This window comes from Streptomyces sp. NRRL B-24484, from assembly GCF_000717715.1.
Lineage (GTDB): Bacteria > Actinomycetota > Actinomycetes > Streptomycetales > Streptomycetaceae > Kitasatospora.
Window position 1 is genome coordinate 21013 of record NZ_JOAI01000004.1, and the last position, 18037, is coordinate 39049.

Sequence of the window (18037 nt, forward strand, 5' to 3'; positions counted from 1 at the left end):
GGCATGGTGAAGCAGACCAACATCAGGCTGGACGACGAGATCCGGGCGGCCGCGGAGGAGCGGGCCAAGCGCCGCGGGCTGAGCCTGCAGGGCTACGTCGCCGATCTGATCGAGCAGGACGTCAACGAGTCCCGGGCGGCCTTCCTGGCCGGGGCGCAGGCCTTCCTGGCCGCGTACGCCGACGCCTTCGAGGAGGAGTTCGGCGAGGACCGCTACCCCGGCGAGTCCGCCCGAACCGCACGCGGCCCGCACGAGGCGCACGGCCCGCACGACGCACCCGGGTACGCCGCGTGAACCTCAGGGTCGACCTCGCCTGGATCCTCGCGCTGGCCCAGGAGATCCCCGGCGACCCGCAGGTCGTGGACTACGGCGTGCCGATCGCCGCGGAGGCACGGCACCGCGCCGAGGTCCTCGCCCACGAGGTCTACCCGGAGCCGCACCACAAGGCCGCCGCGCTGCTCTGCGAACTCGCGCGCAACCCCTGCCTGGAGGTGCGCAACCTGCTGTACGCGGCCACCGTCACCGCGGGCTACCTGGCGGCGTGCAACCTGCCGGTGAGGCCCGGGCTCGACACCGTGCTGCCGCTCGCGCGGGCGGCCCGCGAGGGGCTCCCCGTCCGCGAGGTCGCCGCGCGGCTCAGGACCTGGACGACCTGACCGGTCGACGGGCCGCCCGCCGGACCTCGCGGGTGCGGGTCCGGCGGGCGGCGGCCGCGGCACGGCCGTGTGCGGCTCGGCGCGGCCGCGGCGCGGCTCAGTGCCAGTTGCTGATCTGGACGTCGCGCGGGGCGGGCTCGCCCTTGCCGGTCTCGACGAGCCTCTTCAGGCTCAGCAGGTAGCTCGCCCACTTGGTGCTGCAGTGGTACATGAACTCGACCGGCTCCCGCCAACCCTGGTGCCGGAACAGGACGATGGTGTAGTCGTCCTCCTGCTTGAGCTCGAAGCGGACCTGGGTGCCGAGCCACTCCTCGGGCCCGTCGACGACCTCCCAGACCACCCGCTCGGCGGGCTTCGCCTCCAGCACCTTCATGTCGAAGCCGCCGGGCAGGAAGCGGAACCGGACGACTCCGCCGACCTCGCTGTCGCCGCTGGTGTCCTCCGTCCACCAGCTCGCCAGCCCGTCGACCGTGGTGAGGGCCGTGTAGACGGCCTCGGGCGAGGACGTGACGCCGATCCTGTGCAGGATGTCGAGCATGTCGACACCTCTCTTCGGTGCGGGCGCCCGGTGTCCGGGCGCGTTCGGTCCGCGCCGCCGCGGTCGGGCGGCGCCTGTGGGGCGAGGGGGTCAGCCCTCCTGGCTGCGGTGGATGGCCTCGGCGATCCGCTTGATCCGGCCGAGCCGGGCGTCCCAGGCGGCCCCGACCGAGGACAGCTGGGCGACCGCGCGGGCGAGTTGGGCCTCGTCCACCTCGTAGCGGCGTTCCCGCCCGGACGGGGTGGCGTGGACCAGTCCGACCCGGTCGAGCACGCCGAGGTGCTTGGCGACGGCCTGCCGGGTGACGGGCAGACTGCTGCTCAGCGTGGTCGCCGTGCCGCCGCCCTCGGCGAGCAGCAGGTCGAGCATGCGCCGGCGTATCGGGTCGCCGACCGCCGACCAGAGCTCGTCGTCGATGACGGCGTTCACGGCGCGGCCACCAGCCGGTCGAGGTAGCCGACCAGACGGGGCAGGAAGTGGTTCCAGCCGCTCTCGTGGTCGCGGTAGGCGTCCTCCAGCACGGCCGCCTCCCAGCCCCGCTCCCGGAAGCCCGCCTCGCTGAAGCGCAGCAGCGTGCCCGTCCCGGAGGGCACCAGGTCGAAGGTGACCAGCAGGGAGTTGCCCGGCCCGGGGGCCTCGGGCCCGTCGTACACCCAGCGGAAGGAGAACCGCCGGGGCGGGTCGGCCTCCACCACGGTGAGCGGCTCGACCTTGGCGTCCGGCGAGGAAGCGTCCCCGAAGGTGATGACGCCCGTCCCACCGGGCACCGGCTTCAGCTCGGCCTCGTCCGGCCACCACTCCCGCAGGTGCTCCGGGGTGCTGATGACCTCGTAGACCACCTCGGGCGGGGCGTCCACCTGGATCTCCCGCTCGATGCTGCCGTACTCCTCCATGCCGCCGCTCCTTCATTCGCAACCTTTGGTTGCAGGTAACCCTACGACGCCCCGGGCGAATGCGCAACCATTGGTTGCTCAATTCGGGTGCCGGGGGGCGACGTGGCGGCGGCGCCCGGACATCGGGCGCCGGGCGCCGGGCGTTCAGAAGTCGGGTCTAGGTTTGGCCCGTGAACCACAGCAGCTCCACGGCCTGGGCAGACTGCGAGCCCGACGTGCCGCCCTACCGCGTCGTCCTGGCGGAGACCGACTGGGGCTCCCTCCCGACGGCTTTCGGGAACGGTGAGTGCCTTCCCGAAGTCCTGGCACGGTTGCTGGAACCCGATCCCAAGGTGCAGGTCACCGCTCTGTCCGAACTGAGGGAGCTGGTCGGCCACCAGAACAGCACCTACGAGGCCACCGCCCCCGTCGCCGTGTTCGTCGCCGGCATCCTCGCCCACCCGGCGGCCATGACCCTCCGGCCGTACCGCAACGTCCCCGTCCGCGCGACACTGCTGAACTGGTTGGCTTCCACGGCCTACGACGCCTCCGACGAGATCGTCGACCGCACCGAGCAGTACGTCCCCGGCTTCCTCGCCCACCTCACCCACGACGGCCCGGTGGCGGCCTTCCGGGACCTGCGCCCGAAGCTCTACCGAGCCGTCGCACCCTTCCTGCAGGACGGTCACGAGGACGTGCGCGAAGCCGCCGGGCTCACCGCACTCATCCTCGCCGAACACCCCGCGCTTGCCCGTCACCGCGATCACCTCGCCGTGCACGCGCGCCGCATCCTGGACACCAGCAGCAACGACTCCAACCGGCGCGTTGCCCGGAAGGCCCTCGAAGCATGGGGCCACGACGTCACCGACATCGGGCCTTTCCAGGAGGAGCCCTGGGACTGCGGGCCACACAGCGATGGCCGCGGCGATCTCGAACCTCCCTTCTGACCTTCTGACTGATGGGTGAACGGCCCACCAGTGTGGCTGGTCACGTGGACGTTCGCGTGGCTGAGGCGCTCACGCCGCCTCGCCCGCGACGACGGGCGCCGCACCGGTACATCGGAGGCGCGGACCGATGGACTCGGAGGAGCCAACGGCTTCTCAGGCCTCAGGCGGTGACCTTGCCGGCGGCGAGCAGGGCGGTCAGCGCGGCCTGCTGGACGTAGGCCAGCAGGCCGACCGTGATGCCCGCCATCACCAGGGCCATCAGGACGTGGCCGAGCGCGGAGGTCAGGGCCAGGCCGAGGAAGCCCAGCAGGACATGGGTGCCGATGCGCAGGCCCACCAGCGCGAACGCCACCTTGCGGGTGCCCTTGCCGCGCCACAGCAGCTTGGCGAGCTTCAGCCGCCGGCGCAGCAGGGTGAGCGAGACGGTGATGTTGACCGCCGCGAGGACGACCAGGGCGGGCCACGCCGACGGGAACGCCTTCAGCAGGTCGAAGGCCCCGGCGAGCACGCCCTCGAAGCCGAAGAACCAGGCGGGAAGCCGCATCTCGCCGACCGTGGGCAGCACCTCCGCGGTGGCGCCGACGGCCGCGGCCGCGTCGGCGGATGCGGATGCGGATCCGGAAGTGACTGTCTCGGTCGCGCCGTGCTGCATGGTGTCCCCCGTGGTGTGTTCCCGCCCGGGACGAGCGCCCGGCGATGATCACCAGTCTTGCAGTCCGACCCGGCCACGAGTAGCGACGATGTGTCAGCAAGCGGACGTGACGGATGTCATGGGTGCCCGGCACCGCGCGAGGGCCTCTCCCGGCGGGCGGGCGGGCGGCGCCGCGCGCTACGGCTCCAGCAGGGTGCGGTAGTGGCCGATCTTCTCGGCGAGGTGCCCCTCCTGGGCCTGGAGCAGGGCGATCCGCTCCCGGACGGCGCCCTGGTGCCGCTCCAGCAGGTCGAGCCGCTCCTGCACCGAGGACGGGTCGTCGGAGCGCGCGAGTTCGGCGTAGCGCCGCATGTCGGCGATCGGCATGCCGGTGTCGCGCAGACAGCGCAGCACACCGAGCCACTGCAGGTCCCCCTCGGTGAACCGGCGGTGCCCGCTGGCCGCGCGCCCGACTCCGGCCAGCAGGCCGATCCGCTCGTAGTAGCGCAGGGTGTCGAGGCTGAATCCCGACCGTTCGACCGTCTCGGCCGGGGTCAGGAGGGGTGTCGGGGCGCCAGTCATCCGGTCATTGTGCCGCCGCTTGACCTGGAGCGCGCTCCAGTTGTGAACATCGGGGCACGGCGAACCGACGGCCGCGCACCGGAGCACGCCGACCGAGCACACCGACCGAGTACACCGACCACGCGAACGAAAGCAGAGGACTTTTCGTGCGATACCGCACCATGGGCACGCGCCGGGTCTCCGCCCTGTGCCTGGGCACCCTCCCGTTCGGCACCGTCGTCGACGAGGCGACGGCCTTCGCCCTGCTCGACCGGTTCACCGAGCGGGGCGGCACCTTCGTGGACACCGCCAACTGCTACTGCTTCTGGCAGCCCGGCAGCGACGGCGGCGACAGCGAGCGCCTGCTCGGCCGCTGGCTGGCCTCCCGCGGGAACCGGGACGGGGTCGTCCTGGCGAGCAAGGTCGGCGCCCTGCCCGGGGGCCCGGGCGAGTGGCCGGCCAACCGGGAGGGACTGTCGCGGCCGGTGGTCGGTGCCGCGGTGCGGCGCAGCCTGGAGCGGCTCGGCACCGACCGGCTCGACCTGTTGTACGGCCACGTCGACGACCCGGCGACGCCCCTGGAGGAGACCGTCGCGGCCTTCGCCGAGGCCGTCGCCGACGGTCTGGCCGAGCAGATCGGGATGAGCAACCAGCGGGTGGAGCGGTTCACCCGCTCCCGCGACCTCGCCCGCCGGGCGGGCCTGCCGCAGTACGCCGCCCTGCAGCAGCGGCACTCCTACCTGACGCCGGCTCCGGACGCCGACTTCGACTACCAGGTGTCCCTGGACGGGCCGGCGGACACCGCGGCCGTCGGCCCGGAGGTGACGGTGCTGGCGTACGGCGCCCTGCTGAACGGTGCCTACACCGACCCCGCCAAGCCGTTGCCGGCCGAGTACGACCACGCCGGCTCGCCGCGGGCGCTCGCCGAACTGCGGGCGGTGGCCCGGGAGACCGGCGCGACCGCCAACCAGGTGGTCTACGCCTGGATGCTCGGCGGTTCGCCCGCCGTGCTGCCGCTGGTCGGTGTCAGTCGGCTGGGCCAGCTCGACGAGGCCCTGGACGCCGTCGACCTGGACCTGACGGCCGACCAGCTCGCCCGGCTCGACGCCGCACGGACGACGGTGGCCGTGCATCCCTGACCCCCGCTTCCGGGGAGACGGGTGCCGCGGTGGGTCCGGGCACACCGGCCCGGACCCACCGCGCGGCAGCGGCCGCAGCACGGGCGCAGCCGCGCACCGCCGGCCGTTCAGCCGACGGACTCCCGCTCCGCCGCGGACGCGGCGGCCGGCGCCGCGAGCGGTTCCGCGGCCGGCGTCGTGGCCTGCGTCGCGGCCGCTGTCACGGCCGGGCCGCTGCGCCGGTTCGGCACGGCCAGGGCCGCGAGCGCGGCCGCCAGGCAGAACACCGCGAGCAGGGTGAACCCGTGGGTGTAGCCGGCCTCGTAGGGGCGGCCGTCGGGCTGCAGGTGGCCCGTCACCAGACCGGTCATCAGGGCCGCGCCCATCGAGCCGCCGATGGTGCGGATGTTGGCGTTCATGCCGGTCGCGGCACCGGTCTGCGCGGGCGGCACGCTCTGCACGACCAGGTTGCTCATCGAGGCGAAGGCCAGTCCGATGCCGAGGCCGAAGACGCCCGCCGCGAGGGCGACGTCCGAGGGCGCCTGGTGCCGGGCGGCGAGCAGCGCGCAGGCGGCGGCGCCGAGCAGGGCCCCGGTGACGAGCTGCGCCTTGGCCGGGAAGCGGCCGGCCAGCCGGCCGCTGAGCAGGCCGGAGACGAACATCGCGACCAGCATCGGCAGCATCAGCAGTCCGGCGCCGGTGACGCTGGAGCCGAAGCCGTAGCCCGCCGACGCGGGAGTCTGGACGAAGCCGGGGAGGAAGGCCCAGACGGCGTACATGCCGCCGCCGAAGAGCAGGGCCGCGGCGTTGGTGGTCCGGACGGCCGGCAGGCGCATCACGCGCATGTCGATCAGCGGGTTGCGGGAGCGGGTCTCTCCGACGGTCCAGAGCGCGAAGAGGACGGCGGCGGCGATCAGCAGACCGATCACCGGGGTGGAGCCCCAGCCCCACTTCGCCGCCTGGCTGACGGGCAGCAGCAGGGCGACCAGCCAGCCGGAGAGCAGCACGGAGGACAGCCAGTTGACGCTGCCTTCGGTGCGGTGCGGCGACTCGGGGACGTAGCGGTGGGCGAGCAGGGCGGTCGCCGCGACGACGATGACGGGGAACCAGAACAGCCAGCGGTAGTCCAGCGCGCCGACGATCGGGCCGGCCAGGACCATGCCGAGGCCGCTGCCGACCGCGATCACGGCGGACAGGTTGCTGATGCCGGCGGGCACCCGGCCCGCGGGGAACTCGTCGCGGATGATGCCGAAGGAGAGCGGGAAGAGCGCACCGGCGATGCCCTGCAGGACCCGGGCGACGATCAGCACGGTGATGTTCGGGGCGAGGGCGGCGACCAGGCAGCCGACCAGCAGCGCGACGAGCGCGGCGACCAGGGTGCGCTTCTTGCCCACCATGTCGCCGACCCGGCCGAGGATCGGCGTGAAGATCGACGCGGAGAGCAGGTAGGCGGTCATCACCCAGGTGACCGTCGACTGCGAGGTGTGCATCTCGGCCTGGACGATCGGCAGCGCGGGCGTGATCAGCGACTGGAGCAGTGCGAACACGCCGGCACCGGTGGCGAGGACGCCGAAGGTGAGGCGATGGGACTGGCGGTTCATCGAACCTTCTCGGGACTCGGGGACTCGGAGGTCGTGGCGCGGGGTACGACGGTGCGACGGTGCGACGACCACGGGAACGGCCGTGGGAACGGACGTGCTGTGTACGGAGGTGCCGTACGGCGGCGTGCGGGCGGCCGACAGGACACGGGAAGGGGTCGGCCGGGCCGTTGACGGCAGGCCGAAGCGGAGGCCCCGGTGCTAAAGTCGAGGCACGCCTCCACATTAGCGGAGGCACCCCTCCGGTTCAATCCGGGCGTCGAAACGAGGTCACCGTGCCGGACCAGATCGTGGTGAGCGAGTTCCTCGCCGCCCAGCGCCCGCGCCGCGCCGACGCCGCGCGGAACTTCGACGCCCTGCTGGTCGCCGCCCGCGAGGCCTTCGCCGAACACGGCGCCGACGCCTCCCTGGAGGACATCGCCCGCCGCGCAGGCGTCGGCATCGGCACCCTCTACCGCAACTTCCCCACCCGCCGGCACCTCTTCGAGGCGGTCTACGCCAACGAGGTCGACGACCTCGGCCGGGTCGCCGCCGAGGTCGCCGGCGAGCCGCCGTGGCAGGCCCTGGCCGCCTGGCTGCGCCGCTTCGTCGACTACGCCATGACCAAGCGCGCGATCCGCGAGGCCCTGGAGGGCGAGGAGTCCGACGTCTTCCTGGCCTGCCGCCAGTCCATGTACGACGCCGGCACCCCCCTGCTGCTGCGGGCCCAGGAGGCCGGCGAGGTACGGAAGGACATGAGCATCGACGACCTGCTGCGCCTGGTCTCCGGCATCACCTCGGTGGCCTTCCCCGACGAGGCCCAGCGCGACCGGGTGCTCGGCATCGCCCTGGACGGGGTCCGCACCCGGGCCTGAGCCGCTCCGGGCCCGAACGGCACGCGCGCCCGCACCGAGCGTCGGCCCGGGCCGCACCCGCGCCCCCGCGGACCGGCGCGCCCCGCAGGGTGAAGGATCGACGGGAGGGCGGGCCCCCGTCGGCGCGGGAACACCCCGGACGGCGCCGCACCCGCTATCCAGGGTTCATGTCCCTTTCGCACCCCGGCAGTGCCCGGGCCGCCCGCCGCTCCCCCGCCCGCCCGACCCCGGCCGGCCCCGTCGGCACGCGGCGGACGGCGACCCGGCGTTCGGCGATGCGGCGGCCCGCGAGCCGGCGGGCGGTGATCCTGCGGCCGGCGACCCGGCGGCCTGATGCCGCGACAGCGGGACACGGCGGTGCGGCATGGCGGTGAGGCGGCCGGGAGGGGGACGGCCGGACCGCCGGACGGAAGGCGGTGCCGGGGCGCCGCACGGGCTGCGGCGGCTCTCCGACTACGCCTGGCGCCTGCTGGTGGTCGCGGCGGCCGCGTACGTGGTGCTGATGCTGCTCGGGAAGTTCCACCTGATCACGCTGGCCGGGTTCCTCGCGATGGTGATCACCTCGGTCGTCCGGCCCCTGGTCGACCTGATCGCCCGGACCCTCCCCCGCCCGCTCTCGGTGCTGATCGGGCTGGCCCTCGCGATCCTGGTACCGGCCGGGCTGCTGGCACTGATCGGCGAGACCGTGGCGAACGACCTGTCCAGCCTGACCAAGGAGTTCCAGGGCGGCCTGGACCGGCTGGAGAAGGCCCTGGAGGGATCACCCCTCCACATCGCCCACCAGACCTTCGACGACCTCCAGACGAAGGTCACCGACTTCCTCTCCGAGCACCGCTCGACCCTCATCAGCACGGCGGTCAGCGGCGCCGGCCGGGTGGTCGAGGTGGCGACGGGCGCCGCGCTCGCACTCTTCATGTCGGTGTTCTTCCTGCACTCCGGCGAGCGGATGTGGCGGTGGACCTCGGGCCTGCTGCCCGACGCCGCCGGCGACCACCTCGACCGGGGCGGCCGCGCCGCCTGGCGGACCTTCGCCGGCTACACCCGCGGCATCTTCATCGTCGCCGCCAGCAACGCCGCGATGGTCGGCATCGCCCTCTACCTGCTGCGGGTGCCGCTGGCCCTGCCGCTCACCGTGCTGGAGTTCTTCGCCTCCTTCGTCCCGCTGGTCGGCTCCCCGATCGCCATGCTGGTCGCCTCCCTGGTGGCGCTGGCGGCCCGCGGCCCGGTGATCGCGATCGTGGTCCTGCTGCTCATCGTGGTGATCGGCCAGATCGAGGGCCACCTGCTGCACCCGCTGGTGATGAGCTGGGCGGTCAGCCTGCACCCGGTGGTGGTCGCCGTCTCGGTGCTGGCGGGCAGCATCGCGGCCGGCGTGATCGGCGCCGTGGTCGCCGTCCCCGCGGTCTCGGTGGCCTGGTCGGTGTACGCCGAGCTGCGCACTCCGCGGCCCGCACCTCCGCCCGCGAAGGCCGACGTCTGACGTCCGCCCGGCCCCGCTACGAGCCGTCCGCCCGCACCCGCTCCGCGAACACCTGCAGCGCGATCCGGTAGCCGTCGAACGCCCGGGCCGCCCCGGCGTACGCCTCCAGGTGGACGAAGACCTCGACGACCTCCTCCGGCGTGACGCCGCTGTTCAGCGCGATGCGGAGCTGGCCGCGCAGCGGTTCGAGCGTGCCGAGGGCCGCGGCGATCGCCACCGAGACCAGGGCGCGGGCCCGGGTGTCGAGGACGTCCGTCCGCGGCCAGGAGTCGCCGAAGGTGTGCACCGTCGCGAGCCGCTTGAAGTCGGCACCGTTGGCGGGCTCCCCGGGGCCGCGTCCCAGGAACCGTTCCAGCCGCATCCCGAGCAGTCGCTCGGCCGCGTCGAGCGCGGCCGCGTACCGCTGCTCCTCCGCCTGGTCCGCCCGCTCCGCCTCGGAGCCCTGCCCGTCGTCGCGGTCGGCCATGGCGCGCTCCCTCCGGGGCGGTGCACGGACTGCGGCCCGCCGGTGCGTGCCCGGTTGAGACGGCGCTCACGGAACGGAGCGTGGCGGGGCGTCGACGCGCTGCCGAACCGGGGCCCGTGAGCCGGTGAGGGTGCTCACACGCCCAGGGCCACCACGACGGCGGGTCGTAGTCGCCGGACCAGCGGGACACAGCCCGCGCAGGTCGCACCCGCGGCCCCACCGGGGGCACGCGGTACCGCCCGGGGGTGTATTCCCGGTCCGTTCCGAGGGGCGTCGCTACGACGCCGGGTCGTACCAGGGGGGTCTTGGCGGCGGCCGTGGCCCTCTGGCAGCTTGGGGCGAGTCGTCAGGCCGCACCGGCACCTGTCCCGCCGGGTGCGGCTCTCCGCCGAGTCCCGCCCTACGACCCCGAGGCCCCTGTCCGGCCCGGGGACGTCAGCGGGCGGGACACCGGCCCAACCCGATTGAGGTCCTGTTCTTCATGCCCGCTTTCAAGCTTCGTATGCGCACTTCTGCTGTCCTTCTTGCCGGCGCCGCCGGTGTCACCGCGCTGGGCGCCGGTCTGATGCCGGCCACCGCCTCCGCCGCGACCCAGTCGCCGCAGGCCATCGCCGCGCAGGTCGTGCCCGCGAACCAGCTGGCCTCGTTCAACCAGATCATCAGCCACGAGTCCGGTTGGAACGTCCACGCGACCAACCCGAGCTCCGGCGCCTACGGCCTGGGCCAGGCCCTGCCGGGCTCCAAGATGGCCTCCGCCGGCGCCGACTGGAAGACCAACCCGAAGACCCAGATCAAGTGGGCCTACGACTACATGAACTCGCGCTACGGCAGCCCGAACGCCGCCTGGTCCTTCTGGCAGACCCACCACTGGTACTGAGCCGACCCCTCGGCACCGCACCAGCCCCGTCCGGCACCGCACGACCGTTCCCGCACCGCCCCGGCGGCCGGACAGGGACCTCCGGGGCACCCGCAAGGGGCCCGGCGCACCGCGCCGGGCCCCTTCGGGCACGTCCGGACCCCGCCCCCGTGAGCGGAGCCCCGGGCGGGATCATCCGGGCCAGTCGGCCGGCGAGGCCTCCATGTCGTTCCCCCGCACCCACACGATCGAGACACCGAGCACCGTCCGCATCACCGCGAACCCGCCCTCCCACCCGCCGGGGAGGCGCAGCCGGCCGCGCCGGATCGCCCCGCTCGCCAGCCGCGTGTCGCCGGCCTGGAGCGTCCCCGTCCAACTCGGCAGGCCGATGGCCGGGACACTCCCCGTCAGCTCGGCCTCGACCGGGATCTCCCGGCCGTCGGCGAGCAGCAGCGCAGGGCCCCGGTACTCCGGCGAACTCATGCCACCGACTCTGCGCGTGCCGTCCGGCGCGTGCAAATCCGGCCCGTCCCCACTGACCGGCGGGCGGAAAACCGGGTGACCTCCGCGGCCGGGGACCGCAAGAATCCGGCGCATGGCCTTGACCCAGCAGCTGGCGCGGGTGAGCCCCGCGTACCTCGACCGGTGCCGGCGGAGCGCGGCTCGCTCCCCCGACGGCGATCCGCGGTGGGACCCGCCCGCCGATGACCTGCTCGACCTGGACTGGGCGCTCTGGGGCCTGCTGCGGCACCTCCGCGCGGTGGGGGCCGCGCCGGCGACCGTCGCCCTCCTCGACCGCGGCATCTCCGGTGACGACGCGGCCGCCGTCGCCCACCTCGACCACCTGAAGGTCTACGACCGCATCGGCGACCCACCGACCCTGCTGACCCCGGACGCCGTGGCCGAGGTGGCCGGCCTGCTCGACGCGGTCGACACGGGCGCGGTGCTCGCCCGGCTGCCGTCCGACCCCGACGAGGCCGCCGAGTCCTGCGGCTTCGGCGGATTCCACGGCGACCTCACCGCCTACCTGGCCCACCACCTCGACGTACTCCGCTCCTTCTACCGTGAGGCGGCGGCCCGCGGTCTCGCGGTGGTGACCTGGGTCGACTGACCGGCCGGGCGCGCGGTCAGCCCGCCAGGGCGGCACGCAGCGCGGCGAACCCGTCGGCGAGTTCGGTGGCGTCGGCGGGGTTGATCTCCATCTGCAGGTGGCACACCTCGTCGTCGCCGTTGGGCGTCAGCCACGCGAAGAAGGCGAACCGTTCGCCGACGGGTTCGGCCGTCAGCGTCAGCGGGTTGTTGCGGCCGGGAGTCACCCGCGCCGAGAACCGGTCGCCGGTCGGGACGCTCAGCCGTGCGACCATCCCGTCGGCGAACTCCGCGACCTCCTCCACGGTGAGGAAGGCGGTGAAATCGGCGGTGAGCGACGAGTACCAGCTCGCCGTGACCCGCCAGTCCTCCCCTTCGGTGTGGACCATCTCCAGCCACGTTCCGCCGCCACCGAGGTACATCCGCGGCACGTCCACGTCACTCTCCCGTCTTCACGTCCTGGGTCGGTGGTCCCGCCGGGGCGGCCCACCGACCAGGATCATGCCACCGAGCGCCGACGGGGCCGGGCACCGGTCCTCAGGGCGCGCCCGCCGAGGTGAGGATGTGGTCGATCAGTTCCAGGGCCGGCGGGAGGTCCTGCGGCCGGCGGTCGCGGGCACAGCCGGCCGCTCCGCGGACGACGGCGACGAGGGCGGCCACCGCGGTCAGCTCCTCGGGGGTCAGCCGGCCGCGGCGGTGGGCGATCAGCGACCCCTCCGGGCTCGTGTGCACGTCGAGCAGGCAGCCGAGCGCCGTCAGCCGTTCGCCGTCCAGGCCGGGCAGGACCTCCTCGAAGCCCACCAGCACCACGGCCACGGCCTCGGCGAGGCCGCGCAGTGCGCTGCCCGCCTCGGTGTCGGGCCGGGTGGCCGTCAGGCCGTACAGCCAGTCGACGGCGCGCAGCCCGCACCGCCGGGCCTCGGCGAGCACGCTGCTCCCGGCGTCGTCCGGCGTCCGCGGCGACGGCACCGTGGGCACCGCACCGAACCTGGTCACGATCGGCGGCCGCCCGCCGTACACACCCGTCATGGCGGTCAGTCTGCCCGACTCGGCGGGCGCCGGATCCTGGTTCCGGCCGGCTTGAGGTTCCCCCGGGGGAAGGTCCTAGGGTCTGGGCATGGTGGACGGCCCGGAGTTGCTCACGGTCGGTCAGCTGGCCCGTCGGGCCGGGCTGACCGCGAAGGCCCTGCGTCACTACGACCGGGTGGGCCTGCTGCGGCCTGAGGTGGTCGATCCCGGCACGGGGTACCGCTACTACAGCGCCGGGCAGATCGCGCAGGCGCGTCTCGTCCGGCTGCTCCGCTCCGTGGACATTCCGCTGGAGCAGGTGCGGCTGTGCCTGGCCGATCCGGACGACGAGTCCGTGACGGCCCGGGTGCTGGCCGGGCACCGGCTCCGGCTGCGGGCCCGCCTGGACCGCGTCCGGGGCGACCTCCACCGCATCGACCATCTCCTCCAGGACGGAGTCGCCCGAGCCATGACCGACAGTGCAGCGCAGCCCGCCGCCACCGCTCCCGACGACGGCGGGCGCCGACTCGCCGTCGACCTGTTCAACGGTGTATGGCGCCTGCTGGAGAAGGAGGACCGCACGGTGGAGGAGGACGACCGGATGCTGCACATGGCGCACGCCTCCCGCCACCACTGGGGCGAGGTCGGGCAGCCGGTGAACCTCAGCCGCGGCGAGTGGCAGTGCTCGCGGGTCTACAGCGTGCTGGGCCGCGGCGAGCCGGCGATACACCACGCCGCCCGCAGCCTGGCGATCTGCCGCGAGCACGGCATCGGCGACTGGGACCTCGCCTTCGCGTACGAGGCCCTGGCCCGCGCCCACGCGGTGGCCGGGGACGCCGTGCAGGCCCGGGTCTGGACGGAGCAGGCGCTGGCGGCCGCCGAGGACATCGCCGAGGACGACGACCGCGAGCTGGTGCTCACCGACCTGGAGTCCGTGCCGCACCAGCCGCGCTTCTGGTGATCCCCGGGGTGGCCGCCGCGGTCCGGCCGCGGCGGCCACCGGGCTCAGCCGGGCGGGTCGGCCGGGCGCTGCCGTCGTTTGAGCTCGGCGATCAGCGGGCCCAGGGCGGGCGGGACCTGGGGTTCCGTCAGCTCGACCGTCCGGTCGCCGCCGGGCGCGTGCACGGTGAACCGGTAGCGCGGGAGGGCGGCCGGCGCAGCGGGGCCGGCCGCCTTCCGGGCCTGCCCGGCCGCCTCCAGGGCCTGGAGGGCGGCGTCGGCCTCGGGCCCGGCCAGTTCGTCGGTGTCCAGCGAGGAGGTGGTGCGCAGGCCGGTGAAGCCACCGCTGCGCTCCCGTGACACGCGCACCACGTCGTTCTCCTTCGCCCGGGTCGGCGGTCCACCAGAAGCCCTGCTGGCGGGCGGCCGCGCGGACCACCTGCGCCGCCTCGGGCGGCACCTTCTTGGTCTCGGCCAGGATCCGTGCCTGGGCGGCGGCCACCACGGCGGCGTCGTTGAATCCGGCGGTCGGCCAGAGGTTCTGCAGGGTCTGGTACATGATCAGCGCACCCGCGTCGAGCCCGATCTCCTTGCAGATCAGGTAGAACCACCGGTTGGTGATGCCCGACATCAGGTGCGGGTCGGCGGGTTCGGAGTAGCCGCTCATGTCGCGGGGTTGCGGGTCGCGCCCCATGACCGGGTTGTCGCAGGCGGAGCCGGGTTCGGCCATGTTGCGCAGGGCCTCGCCGGCGAGGCTGTCCGCCATGATCTCGTCGCCGATGAGCCGGTTGTGGCTGTCGGCGTCCCGGTTGTTGGCCCAGGTGTCGACGGCGGAGCCGATCACGTCGCTGAACGACTCGTTGAGCGCGCCGCTCTGGTCGTCGGTGTAGTTGAGGCCGGCGGTGAACTGGGTGACGCCGTGGGTGAGCTCGTGCGCGGAGACGTCGAGGTCGCCGGTGAGGTCCTTGAAGACGACGTTGTCGCCGTTGCCGAAGACCACCACCTGGGCGTCGCCGTCCCAGAAGGCGTTGGCGAAGTCGTTGTCGAAGTCGTTGTCGAAGTCGTTGTCGAAGTCGTTGTCGAAGTCGTTGTCGAAGTTGACGTGCGCGGCGAGGTCCAGTCCGGCGTTGTCGATGGAGTTCCGGCCGAGCAGCTTCTTGTAGAACTCGCGGACGGAGCCGAGGTTGTCGTAGGCCAGGTCGGCGTTGAGGCCGGCCACCGCGGGGTCGCCCTCCCCACGGATCACGGTGGTGCTGTAGGCGGGTACGTGCTGGTCGTCGTAGATCGCCCGGCCTGCGGTTCCGGGGGCAGGAACGGTCACGCCGGCCACGGCGCTGATCTTCGGGGCCGCCGGTGGCACGGTGGCCGCGGGAACGTCCGGGGTGCCCAGTCGGCGGGCCTTGCGGAACTGGGCGGACCCCACGGCGGTGCGCTGGGCGGGTGTGGGGGCCAGGCTCTCGCGGCCCTGGACGCGGGCGATGTGCTCGATGACGTGGGGTGGAACGAAGGTGCAGAGGTGCTTCATGGCGGGTTCCTCGGTTCGGATGTCTCGTCCCCGCCGCACCATTCCTCCGTCGGCCGCCCGGGCCCCCCGGGGGCAGAACGGCCCCGTGGCCATGGGTAGATCTGTCCCGACCCGGCCCCGCCCGCCGCCCGTCCGTCGCGGTGCGCGGGGCGTCAGGGCAGCAGCGACACCTGGTAGTGGCCGATGGACCAGCCGTCGGGTGTCCGGCGGAGCAGGACGCCGAGCTGCACGCTCAGGGTCGGCCGGTCGGTGAAGGTGAAGTCGACGGCGAGCCAGCCGAGCAGGAGGCCGTCGGCGGGGCGGCGGGTCTCCAGGATCCGGTAGTGGGCCGTCATGCCGAGCGGCTGCGCCCGGTAGTAGGCGGCGATGCCGGGGCGGCCGACGGTGTAGGGGTGCAGGCCCTGGAAGATCGCGTCCTCGGTGAAGCAGGCGGCGACCTGCTCGGGTTCGTGGGCGTCGACGGCCGCCTTCCAGCGGTCGAGGACGCCGCGCAGGTCCGGCTCGTCGCCGGGCCCGCCGTTCACCAGGCGGCCCCGGGGCCGGGGGTCGCTGGGGTGCGGGGTCAGCGGGGTGACCGTGTCGTGGCGCCAGGCCCGCAGCGGCATGGAGGCGAGCAGCCGCTCCAGCTGCTCCGCGTCGGGTGCGTCGAACAGGCCCCAGCTGCGCCACTCCCCCGGTGCCGGCGGGGGCCGCCAGAGCCGTACCAGGTGGCCGGCGGCCGCCAGTTCCCGTGCCCGGACGGCCTCCCGTGCCCGCATGTCGGCGACGGCCTCCTCGGACGTGCCGTCGGGAACGGTGGTCACCATGTCGACCAGGAACTCCATCGGCGCCCCTCTCCTCCGCATCGCTTCGGAGTATCGGCGCCGCGGCGCACCGGGCCCGGCAGCGACACACCACCGTGGCAGCGGCCGGCCCGGCGTCCCGTCCGCGGGGGGCGGATCCACCGGGCGGTGGGCGAACGGTCCGCGTGCTGCGGCGTCCGGGCCCCCGCCCCGCCCCGACCTGCCGGAAAGGCCGTTGCGGGATCGACCGGCCACCCCTTATCGTCACCCTGACGCTATTCCTGAAGGGGGAACCCGTGCCCGTCGCCGACACCCTGAGCGACCTGCTCGCACCACTGAACCACCAGCTCTTCCTGCTCGGACAGGACGCCGTCACCACGGCCGAACTGCTGGGCTTCGCCACCGGCGCAGTCTGCGTCTGGCTGTGCGTCAGGGCCAGCTCCTGGAACTTCCCGGTGGGCATCGCCAACAACCTGTTCTTCTTCGCGCTGTTCTGGAGCGCCCGGCTGTACGCCGACGCCGCGCTGCAGATCGTCTTCCTGCTGCTGGCCGCCCACGGCTGGTACCGCTGGCTGCGCGGCGGCGAGCGGCAGACCGCGCGGCCGATGGGTCACGCCTCGCCGACCGCGCTGCTGGTGCTGGCCGTCCTGCTGGTCCCCGCCACCTGGGGACTGACCGCGCTGCTCGCCCGGGCCGGGGACAGCGCACCGTTCTGGGACGCCCTGACCACCGCCCTGTCGCTCGCCGCCCAGTGGCTGCTGAACGCCAAGCAGGTGGAGAACTGGTACCTCTGGATAGCCGCCGACCTGGTCTACATCCCGCTGTACGCGGCCAAGGACCTGGTGCTGACCGCCGCGGTGTACGTGCTCTTCCTCGCCCTGTGCGGGGTGGGCCTGCGCAGCTGGCACCGCGAGCTCGCCGCGGCCGCCCGCCCGGCCGCCGCCCCGGCGGGGGTGCCGGCATGAGCGCCCGCCCGGCGGACGGCGGCCGGTTCGCCCACGGCCTGGTGATCGGCAAGTTCTACCCGCCGCACGCCGGCCACCACTTCCTGATCCGTTCGGCCGCGGACGCCTGCGAGCGGGTGACGGTGGTCGTGATGGCGGCGGCCTGCGAGTCGGTGCCGCTGGCCGACCGGGTCGCCTGGATGCGCGAGCACTGGGCGGGCGAACCGCACGTGGCGGTCGCCGGGATCGCCGACGACCTTCCGGTCGACTACGACAGCGCCGACGCCTGGGCCGGGCACGTCGCGCTGATGCGCGAGGCGGTGGCCGCGGCACCGCCCGCGCCGCCGGTGGACGCGGTGTTCAGCTCCGAGCCGTACGGCACCGAGCTCGCCCGGCGGTTCGACGCCGCACCCGTGCTGCTGGACGTGCCCCGGGACACCTTCGCGGTCTCCGGCACCAAGGTCCGGGCCGACCCGGTCGCCCACTGGGAGGACCTGGAGCCGCCCGTCCGGGCCTGGTTCGCCCGCCGGGTGGTGGTGCTCGGCGCGGAGTCCACCGGCACGACCACGCTCTCCCGCGACCTGGCGGCGGCCCTCCGCGGCCGCGGCGGTCCGCACGCGGCGACCCGTTGGGTGCCCGAGTACGGCCGGGAGCTCACCGCCGCGAAGCTCGCGGTGGCACGCGGCCGCGCCCGGCCCGGCGGTCCGGTGCCGACCGTGTTCGACCTGGAGTGGACGGACGCCGACTTCGAGCTGGTCGGCCGCCGGCAGAACGAGGCCGAGCAGCGCGCGGCCCGGGCGGGCGGGCCGGTGCTGGTCTGCGACACCGACACCCTGGCCACCACCGTCTGGCAGGAGCGCTACCGGGGCCGGGCCACCGAGCCGGTCCGCCGGCTCGCCGCGGGCCTGCCGCCGCGCGCGCTCTACCTGCTGACCTCGGACGAGGGCGTGGCCTTCGACGACGACGGGCTGCGCGACGGCGAGCACCTGCGCCCGTGGATGACCGGCCGGTTCCGCGAGGTGCTGGCCGCCGCAGGGGCGCCCTGGATCGAGCTGCACGGCGACCGGGTCGAGCGGCTGCAGCGGGCGCTGACCGCCGTGGACGCCCTGCTGGCCGACGGATGGGCGCTGGGCGACCCGACGGGGTGAACCACGACATCGGCACCGACTCACC

Annotated in this window: 23 protein-coding genes and 2 pseudogenes; 11 read left to right on the forward strand and 14 right to left on the reverse strand. The window is 74.0% G+C overall.

Annotated features, from left to right (window positions below; all coding sequences use genetic code 11):
* The first annotated feature begins 3 nt into the window (after positions 1–3).
* Entirely contained in the window at positions 4–294 is a 291-nt protein-coding gene (locus tag IE98_RS0104590) for a hypothetical protein (RefSeq protein WP_052390157.1), read from the forward strand.
* Entirely contained in the window at positions 291–656 is a 366-nt protein-coding gene (locus tag IE98_RS0104595; RefSeq protein ID WP_030264493.1) for a hypothetical protein, read from the forward strand. Before IE98_RS0104590 ends, IE98_RS0104595 begins: the two co-directional genes overlap by 4 nt.
* A 97-nt stretch (positions 657–753) precedes the next feature.
* Here the strand turns inward: IE98_RS0104595 and IE98_RS0104600 are convergent, their stop codons facing one another.
* From IE98_RS0104600 to IE98_RS0104610, 3 genes are all read right to left on the reverse strand, one after another.
* A complete protein-coding gene (locus tag IE98_RS0104600; RefSeq protein WP_030264495.1) occupies positions 754–1194 on the reverse strand; it encodes an SRPBCC family protein in 441 nt (146 codons plus the stop codon).
* Positions 1195–1284: 90 nt separating this feature from the next.
* Complete coding sequence (locus IE98_RS0104605) at positions 1285–1623, reverse strand: ArsR/SmtB family transcription factor (RefSeq protein WP_030264498.1); 339 nt, start codon at positions 1621–1623, stop codon at positions 1285–1287.
* A complete protein-coding gene (locus IE98_RS0104610; RefSeq protein WP_030264501.1) occupies positions 1620–2087 on the reverse strand; it encodes an SRPBCC family protein in 468 nt (155 codons plus the stop codon). The genes IE98_RS0104605 and IE98_RS0104610 overlap by 4 nt, the downstream gene beginning before the upstream one ends.
* 170 nt (positions 2088–2257) lie before the next feature.
* Here IE98_RS0104610 and IE98_RS0104615 point away from each other — a divergent pair, with 170 nt between their 5' ends.
* A complete protein-coding gene (locus IE98_RS0104615; protein WP_052390128.1) occupies positions 2258–3013 on the forward strand; it encodes a hypothetical protein in 756 nt (251 codons plus the stop codon).
* 160 nt (positions 3014–3173) lie between these two features.
* Here IE98_RS0104615 and IE98_RS0104620 read toward each other — a convergent pair whose 3' ends face one another.
* Entirely contained in the window at positions 3174–3557 is a 384-nt protein-coding gene (locus IE98_RS0104620; protein ID WP_043173480.1) for a hypothetical protein, read from the reverse strand.
* Between the two features lie 285 nt (positions 3558–3842).
* Positions 3843–4226 carry a MerR family transcriptional regulator gene (locus IE98_RS0104625; protein ID WP_030264510.1) on the reverse strand — a complete coding sequence of 128 codons (384 nt, stop codon included), beginning with the start codon at positions 4224–4226 and terminating at the stop codon, positions 3843–3845.
* A gap of 146 nt (positions 4227–4372) precedes the next feature.
* Between IE98_RS0104625 and IE98_RS0104630 the strand changes: the two genes are divergently transcribed.
* Complete coding sequence (locus IE98_RS0104630) at positions 4373–5344, forward strand: aldo/keto reductase (protein ID WP_030264513.1); 972 nt, start codon at positions 4373–4375, stop codon at positions 5342–5344.
* Positions 5345–5451: 107 nt separating this feature from the next.
* Here IE98_RS0104630 and IE98_RS0104635 read toward each other — a convergent pair whose 3' ends face one another.
* The gene (locus tag IE98_RS0104635) at positions 5452–6924 is read right to left on the reverse strand and encodes an MFS transporter (protein ID WP_052390130.1); all 1473 of its coding nucleotides are present in this window, start codon (positions 6922–6924) and stop codon (positions 5452–5454) included.
* Positions 6925–7196: 272 nt separating this feature from the next.
* Here IE98_RS0104635 and IE98_RS0104640 point away from each other — a divergent pair, with 272 nt between their 5' ends.
* Positions 7197–7775 carry a TetR/AcrR family transcriptional regulator gene (locus tag IE98_RS0104640; RefSeq protein ID WP_030264519.1) on the forward strand — a complete coding sequence of 193 codons (579 nt, stop codon included), beginning with the start codon at positions 7197–7199 and terminating at the stop codon, positions 7773–7775.
* A gap of 364 nt (positions 7776–8139) precedes the next feature.
* Positions 8140–9255, forward strand: coding sequence for an AI-2E family transporter (locus IE98_RS0104645; protein WP_078660771.1), 1116 nt, complete (start codon positions 8140–8142; stop codon positions 9253–9255).
* 16 nt (positions 9256–9271) lie between these two features.
* Here IE98_RS0104645 and IE98_RS0104650 read toward each other — a convergent pair whose 3' ends face one another.
* Positions 9272–9721 (reverse strand): carboxymuconolactone decarboxylase family protein, encoded by a 450-nt coding sequence (locus IE98_RS0104650; RefSeq protein WP_078660772.1) that lies wholly within the window; start codon positions 9719–9721, stop codon positions 9272–9274.
* Positions 9722–10223: 502 nt separating this feature from the next.
* Between IE98_RS0104650 and IE98_RS0104655 the strand changes: the two genes are divergently transcribed.
* Entirely contained in the window at positions 10224–10598 is a 375-nt protein-coding gene (locus tag IE98_RS0104655) for a transglycosylase SLT domain-containing protein (RefSeq protein WP_234443405.1), read from the forward strand.
* Between the two features lie 171 nt (positions 10599–10769).
* On the opposite strand, the gene IE98_RS0104660 is transcribed toward IE98_RS0104655, so the two are convergent.
* Complete coding sequence (locus tag IE98_RS0104660; protein ID WP_030264527.1) at positions 10770–11060, reverse strand: hypothetical protein; 291 nt, start codon at positions 11058–11060, stop codon at positions 10770–10772.
* 112 nt (positions 11061–11172) lie between these two features.
* On the opposite strand from IE98_RS0104660, the gene IE98_RS0104665 reads away from it, so the two are divergent.
* Positions 11173–11688 (forward strand): DUF1877 family protein, encoded by a 516-nt coding sequence (locus tag IE98_RS0104665; RefSeq protein ID WP_030264530.1) that lies wholly within the window; start codon positions 11173–11175, stop codon positions 11686–11688.
* A gap of 16 nt (positions 11689–11704) precedes the next feature.
* On the opposite strand, the gene IE98_RS0104670 is transcribed toward IE98_RS0104665, so the two are convergent.
* On the reverse strand, positions 11705–12103 hold the full coding sequence (locus IE98_RS0104670) for a hypothetical protein (RefSeq protein ID WP_030264531.1): 399 nt from the start codon (positions 12101–12103) through the stop codon (positions 11705–11707).
* A 100-nt stretch (positions 12104–12203) separates the two neighbouring features.
* Complete coding sequence (locus IE98_RS0104675) at positions 12204–12695, reverse strand: hypothetical protein (RefSeq protein WP_030264534.1); 492 nt, start codon at positions 12693–12695, stop codon at positions 12204–12206.
* Between the two features lie 88 nt (positions 12696–12783).
* Between IE98_RS0104675 and IE98_RS50480 the strand changes: the two genes are divergently transcribed.
* On the forward strand, positions 12784–13635 hold the full coding sequence (locus IE98_RS50480) for a MerR family transcriptional regulator (protein WP_078660773.1): 852 nt from the start codon (positions 12784–12786) through the stop codon (positions 13633–13635).
* A 44-nt stretch (positions 13636–13679) separates the two neighbouring features.
* Here IE98_RS50480 and IE98_RS0104685 read toward each other — a convergent pair whose 3' ends face one another.
* From IE98_RS0104685 to IE98_RS50490, 4 genes and pseudogenes are all read right to left on the reverse strand, one after another.
* Positions 13680–13985: a protealysin inhibitor emfourin gene (locus IE98_RS0104685; protein ID WP_030264540.1), complete on the reverse strand. Its 306-nt coding sequence runs from the start codon at positions 13983–13985 to the stop codon at positions 13680–13682.
* Positions 13986–14142: 157 nt separating this feature from the next.
* A pseudogene (locus IE98_RS52495) lies at positions 14143–15231 on the reverse strand (M4 family metallopeptidase); the annotation flags it as partial.
* Positions 15232–15290: 59 nt separating this feature from the next.
* A complete protein-coding gene (locus IE98_RS45975; protein ID WP_030265042.1) occupies positions 15291–15662 on the reverse strand; it encodes a YybH family protein in 372 nt (123 codons plus the stop codon).
* Positions 15663–15695: 33 nt separating this feature from the next.
* Positions 15696–15983: pseudogene (locus tag IE98_RS50490) on the reverse strand (muconolactone Delta-isomerase family protein); the annotation flags it as partial.
* Positions 15984–16216: 233 nt separating this feature from the next.
* On the opposite strand from IE98_RS50490, the gene pnuC reads away from it, so the two are divergent.
* Positions 16217–16885, forward strand: coding sequence for a nicotinamide riboside transporter PnuC (gene pnuC / locus IE98_RS0104715; RefSeq protein WP_030264548.1), 669 nt, complete (start codon positions 16217–16219; stop codon positions 16883–16885).
* Entirely contained in the window at positions 16882–18012 is a 1131-nt protein-coding gene (locus tag IE98_RS0104720; protein ID WP_030264551.1) for an AAA family ATPase, read from the forward strand. Before pnuC ends, IE98_RS0104720 begins: the two co-directional genes overlap by 4 nt.
* Positions 18013–18037: the final 25 nt, after the last annotated feature.

Excerpts from the sequence above, each read along its gene's own strand:
- IE98_RS0104650 (WP_078660772.1), bottom strand. The coding sequence starts at position 9,721 with ATGGCCGACCGCGACGACGGGCAGGGCTCCGAGGCGGAGCGGGCGGAC.
- IE98_RS0104675 (WP_030264534.1), bottom strand. The coding sequence starts at position 12,695 with ATGACGGGTGTGTACGGCGGGCGGCCGCCGATCGTGACCAGGTTCGGT.
- IE98_RS0104645 (WP_078660771.1), top strand. The coding sequence starts at position 8,140 with ATGGCGGTGAGGCGGCCGGGAGGGGGACGGCCGGACCGCCGGACGGAA.
- IE98_RS0104590 (WP_052390157.1), top strand. The coding sequence starts at position 4 with ATGGTGAAGCAGACCAACATCAGGCTGGACGACGAGATCCGGGCGGCC.
- IE98_RS0104600 (WP_030264495.1), bottom strand. The coding sequence starts at position 1,194 with ATGCTCGACATCCTGCACAGGATCGGCGTCACGTCCTCGCCCGAGGCC.
- IE98_RS0104610 (WP_030264501.1), bottom strand. The coding sequence starts at position 2,087 with ATGGAGGAGTACGGCAGCATCGAGCGGGAGATCCAGGTGGACGCCCCG.
- IE98_RS50480 (WP_078660773.1), top strand. The coding sequence starts at position 12,784 with ATGGTGGACGGCCCGGAGTTGCTCACGGTCGGTCAGCTGGCCCGTCGG.
- IE98_RS0104620 (WP_043173480.1), bottom strand. The coding sequence starts at position 3,557 with ATGCGGCTTCCCGCCTGGTTCTTCGGCTTCGAGGGCGTGCTCGCCGGG.
- IE98_RS0104635 (WP_052390130.1), bottom strand. The coding sequence starts at position 6,924 with ATGAACCGCCAGTCCCATCGCCTCACCTTCGGCGTCCTCGCCACCGGT.
- IE98_RS0104655 (WP_234443405.1), top strand. The coding sequence starts at position 10,224 with ATGCGCACTTCTGCTGTCCTTCTTGCCGGCGCCGCCGGTGTCACCGCG.
- IE98_RS0104720 (WP_030264551.1), top strand. The coding sequence starts at position 16,882 with ATGAGCGCCCGCCCGGCGGACGGCGGCCGGTTCGCCCACGGCCTGGTG.
- IE98_RS0104625 (WP_030264510.1), bottom strand. The coding sequence starts at position 4,226 with ATGACTGGCGCCCCGACACCCCTCCTGACCCCGGCCGAGACGGTCGAA.
- IE98_RS0104665 (WP_030264530.1), top strand. The coding sequence starts at position 11,173 with ATGGCCTTGACCCAGCAGCTGGCGCGGGTGAGCCCCGCGTACCTCGAC.
- IE98_RS0104660 (WP_030264527.1), bottom strand. The coding sequence starts at position 11,060 with ATGAGTTCGCCGGAGTACCGGGGCCCTGCGCTGCTGCTCGCCGACGGC.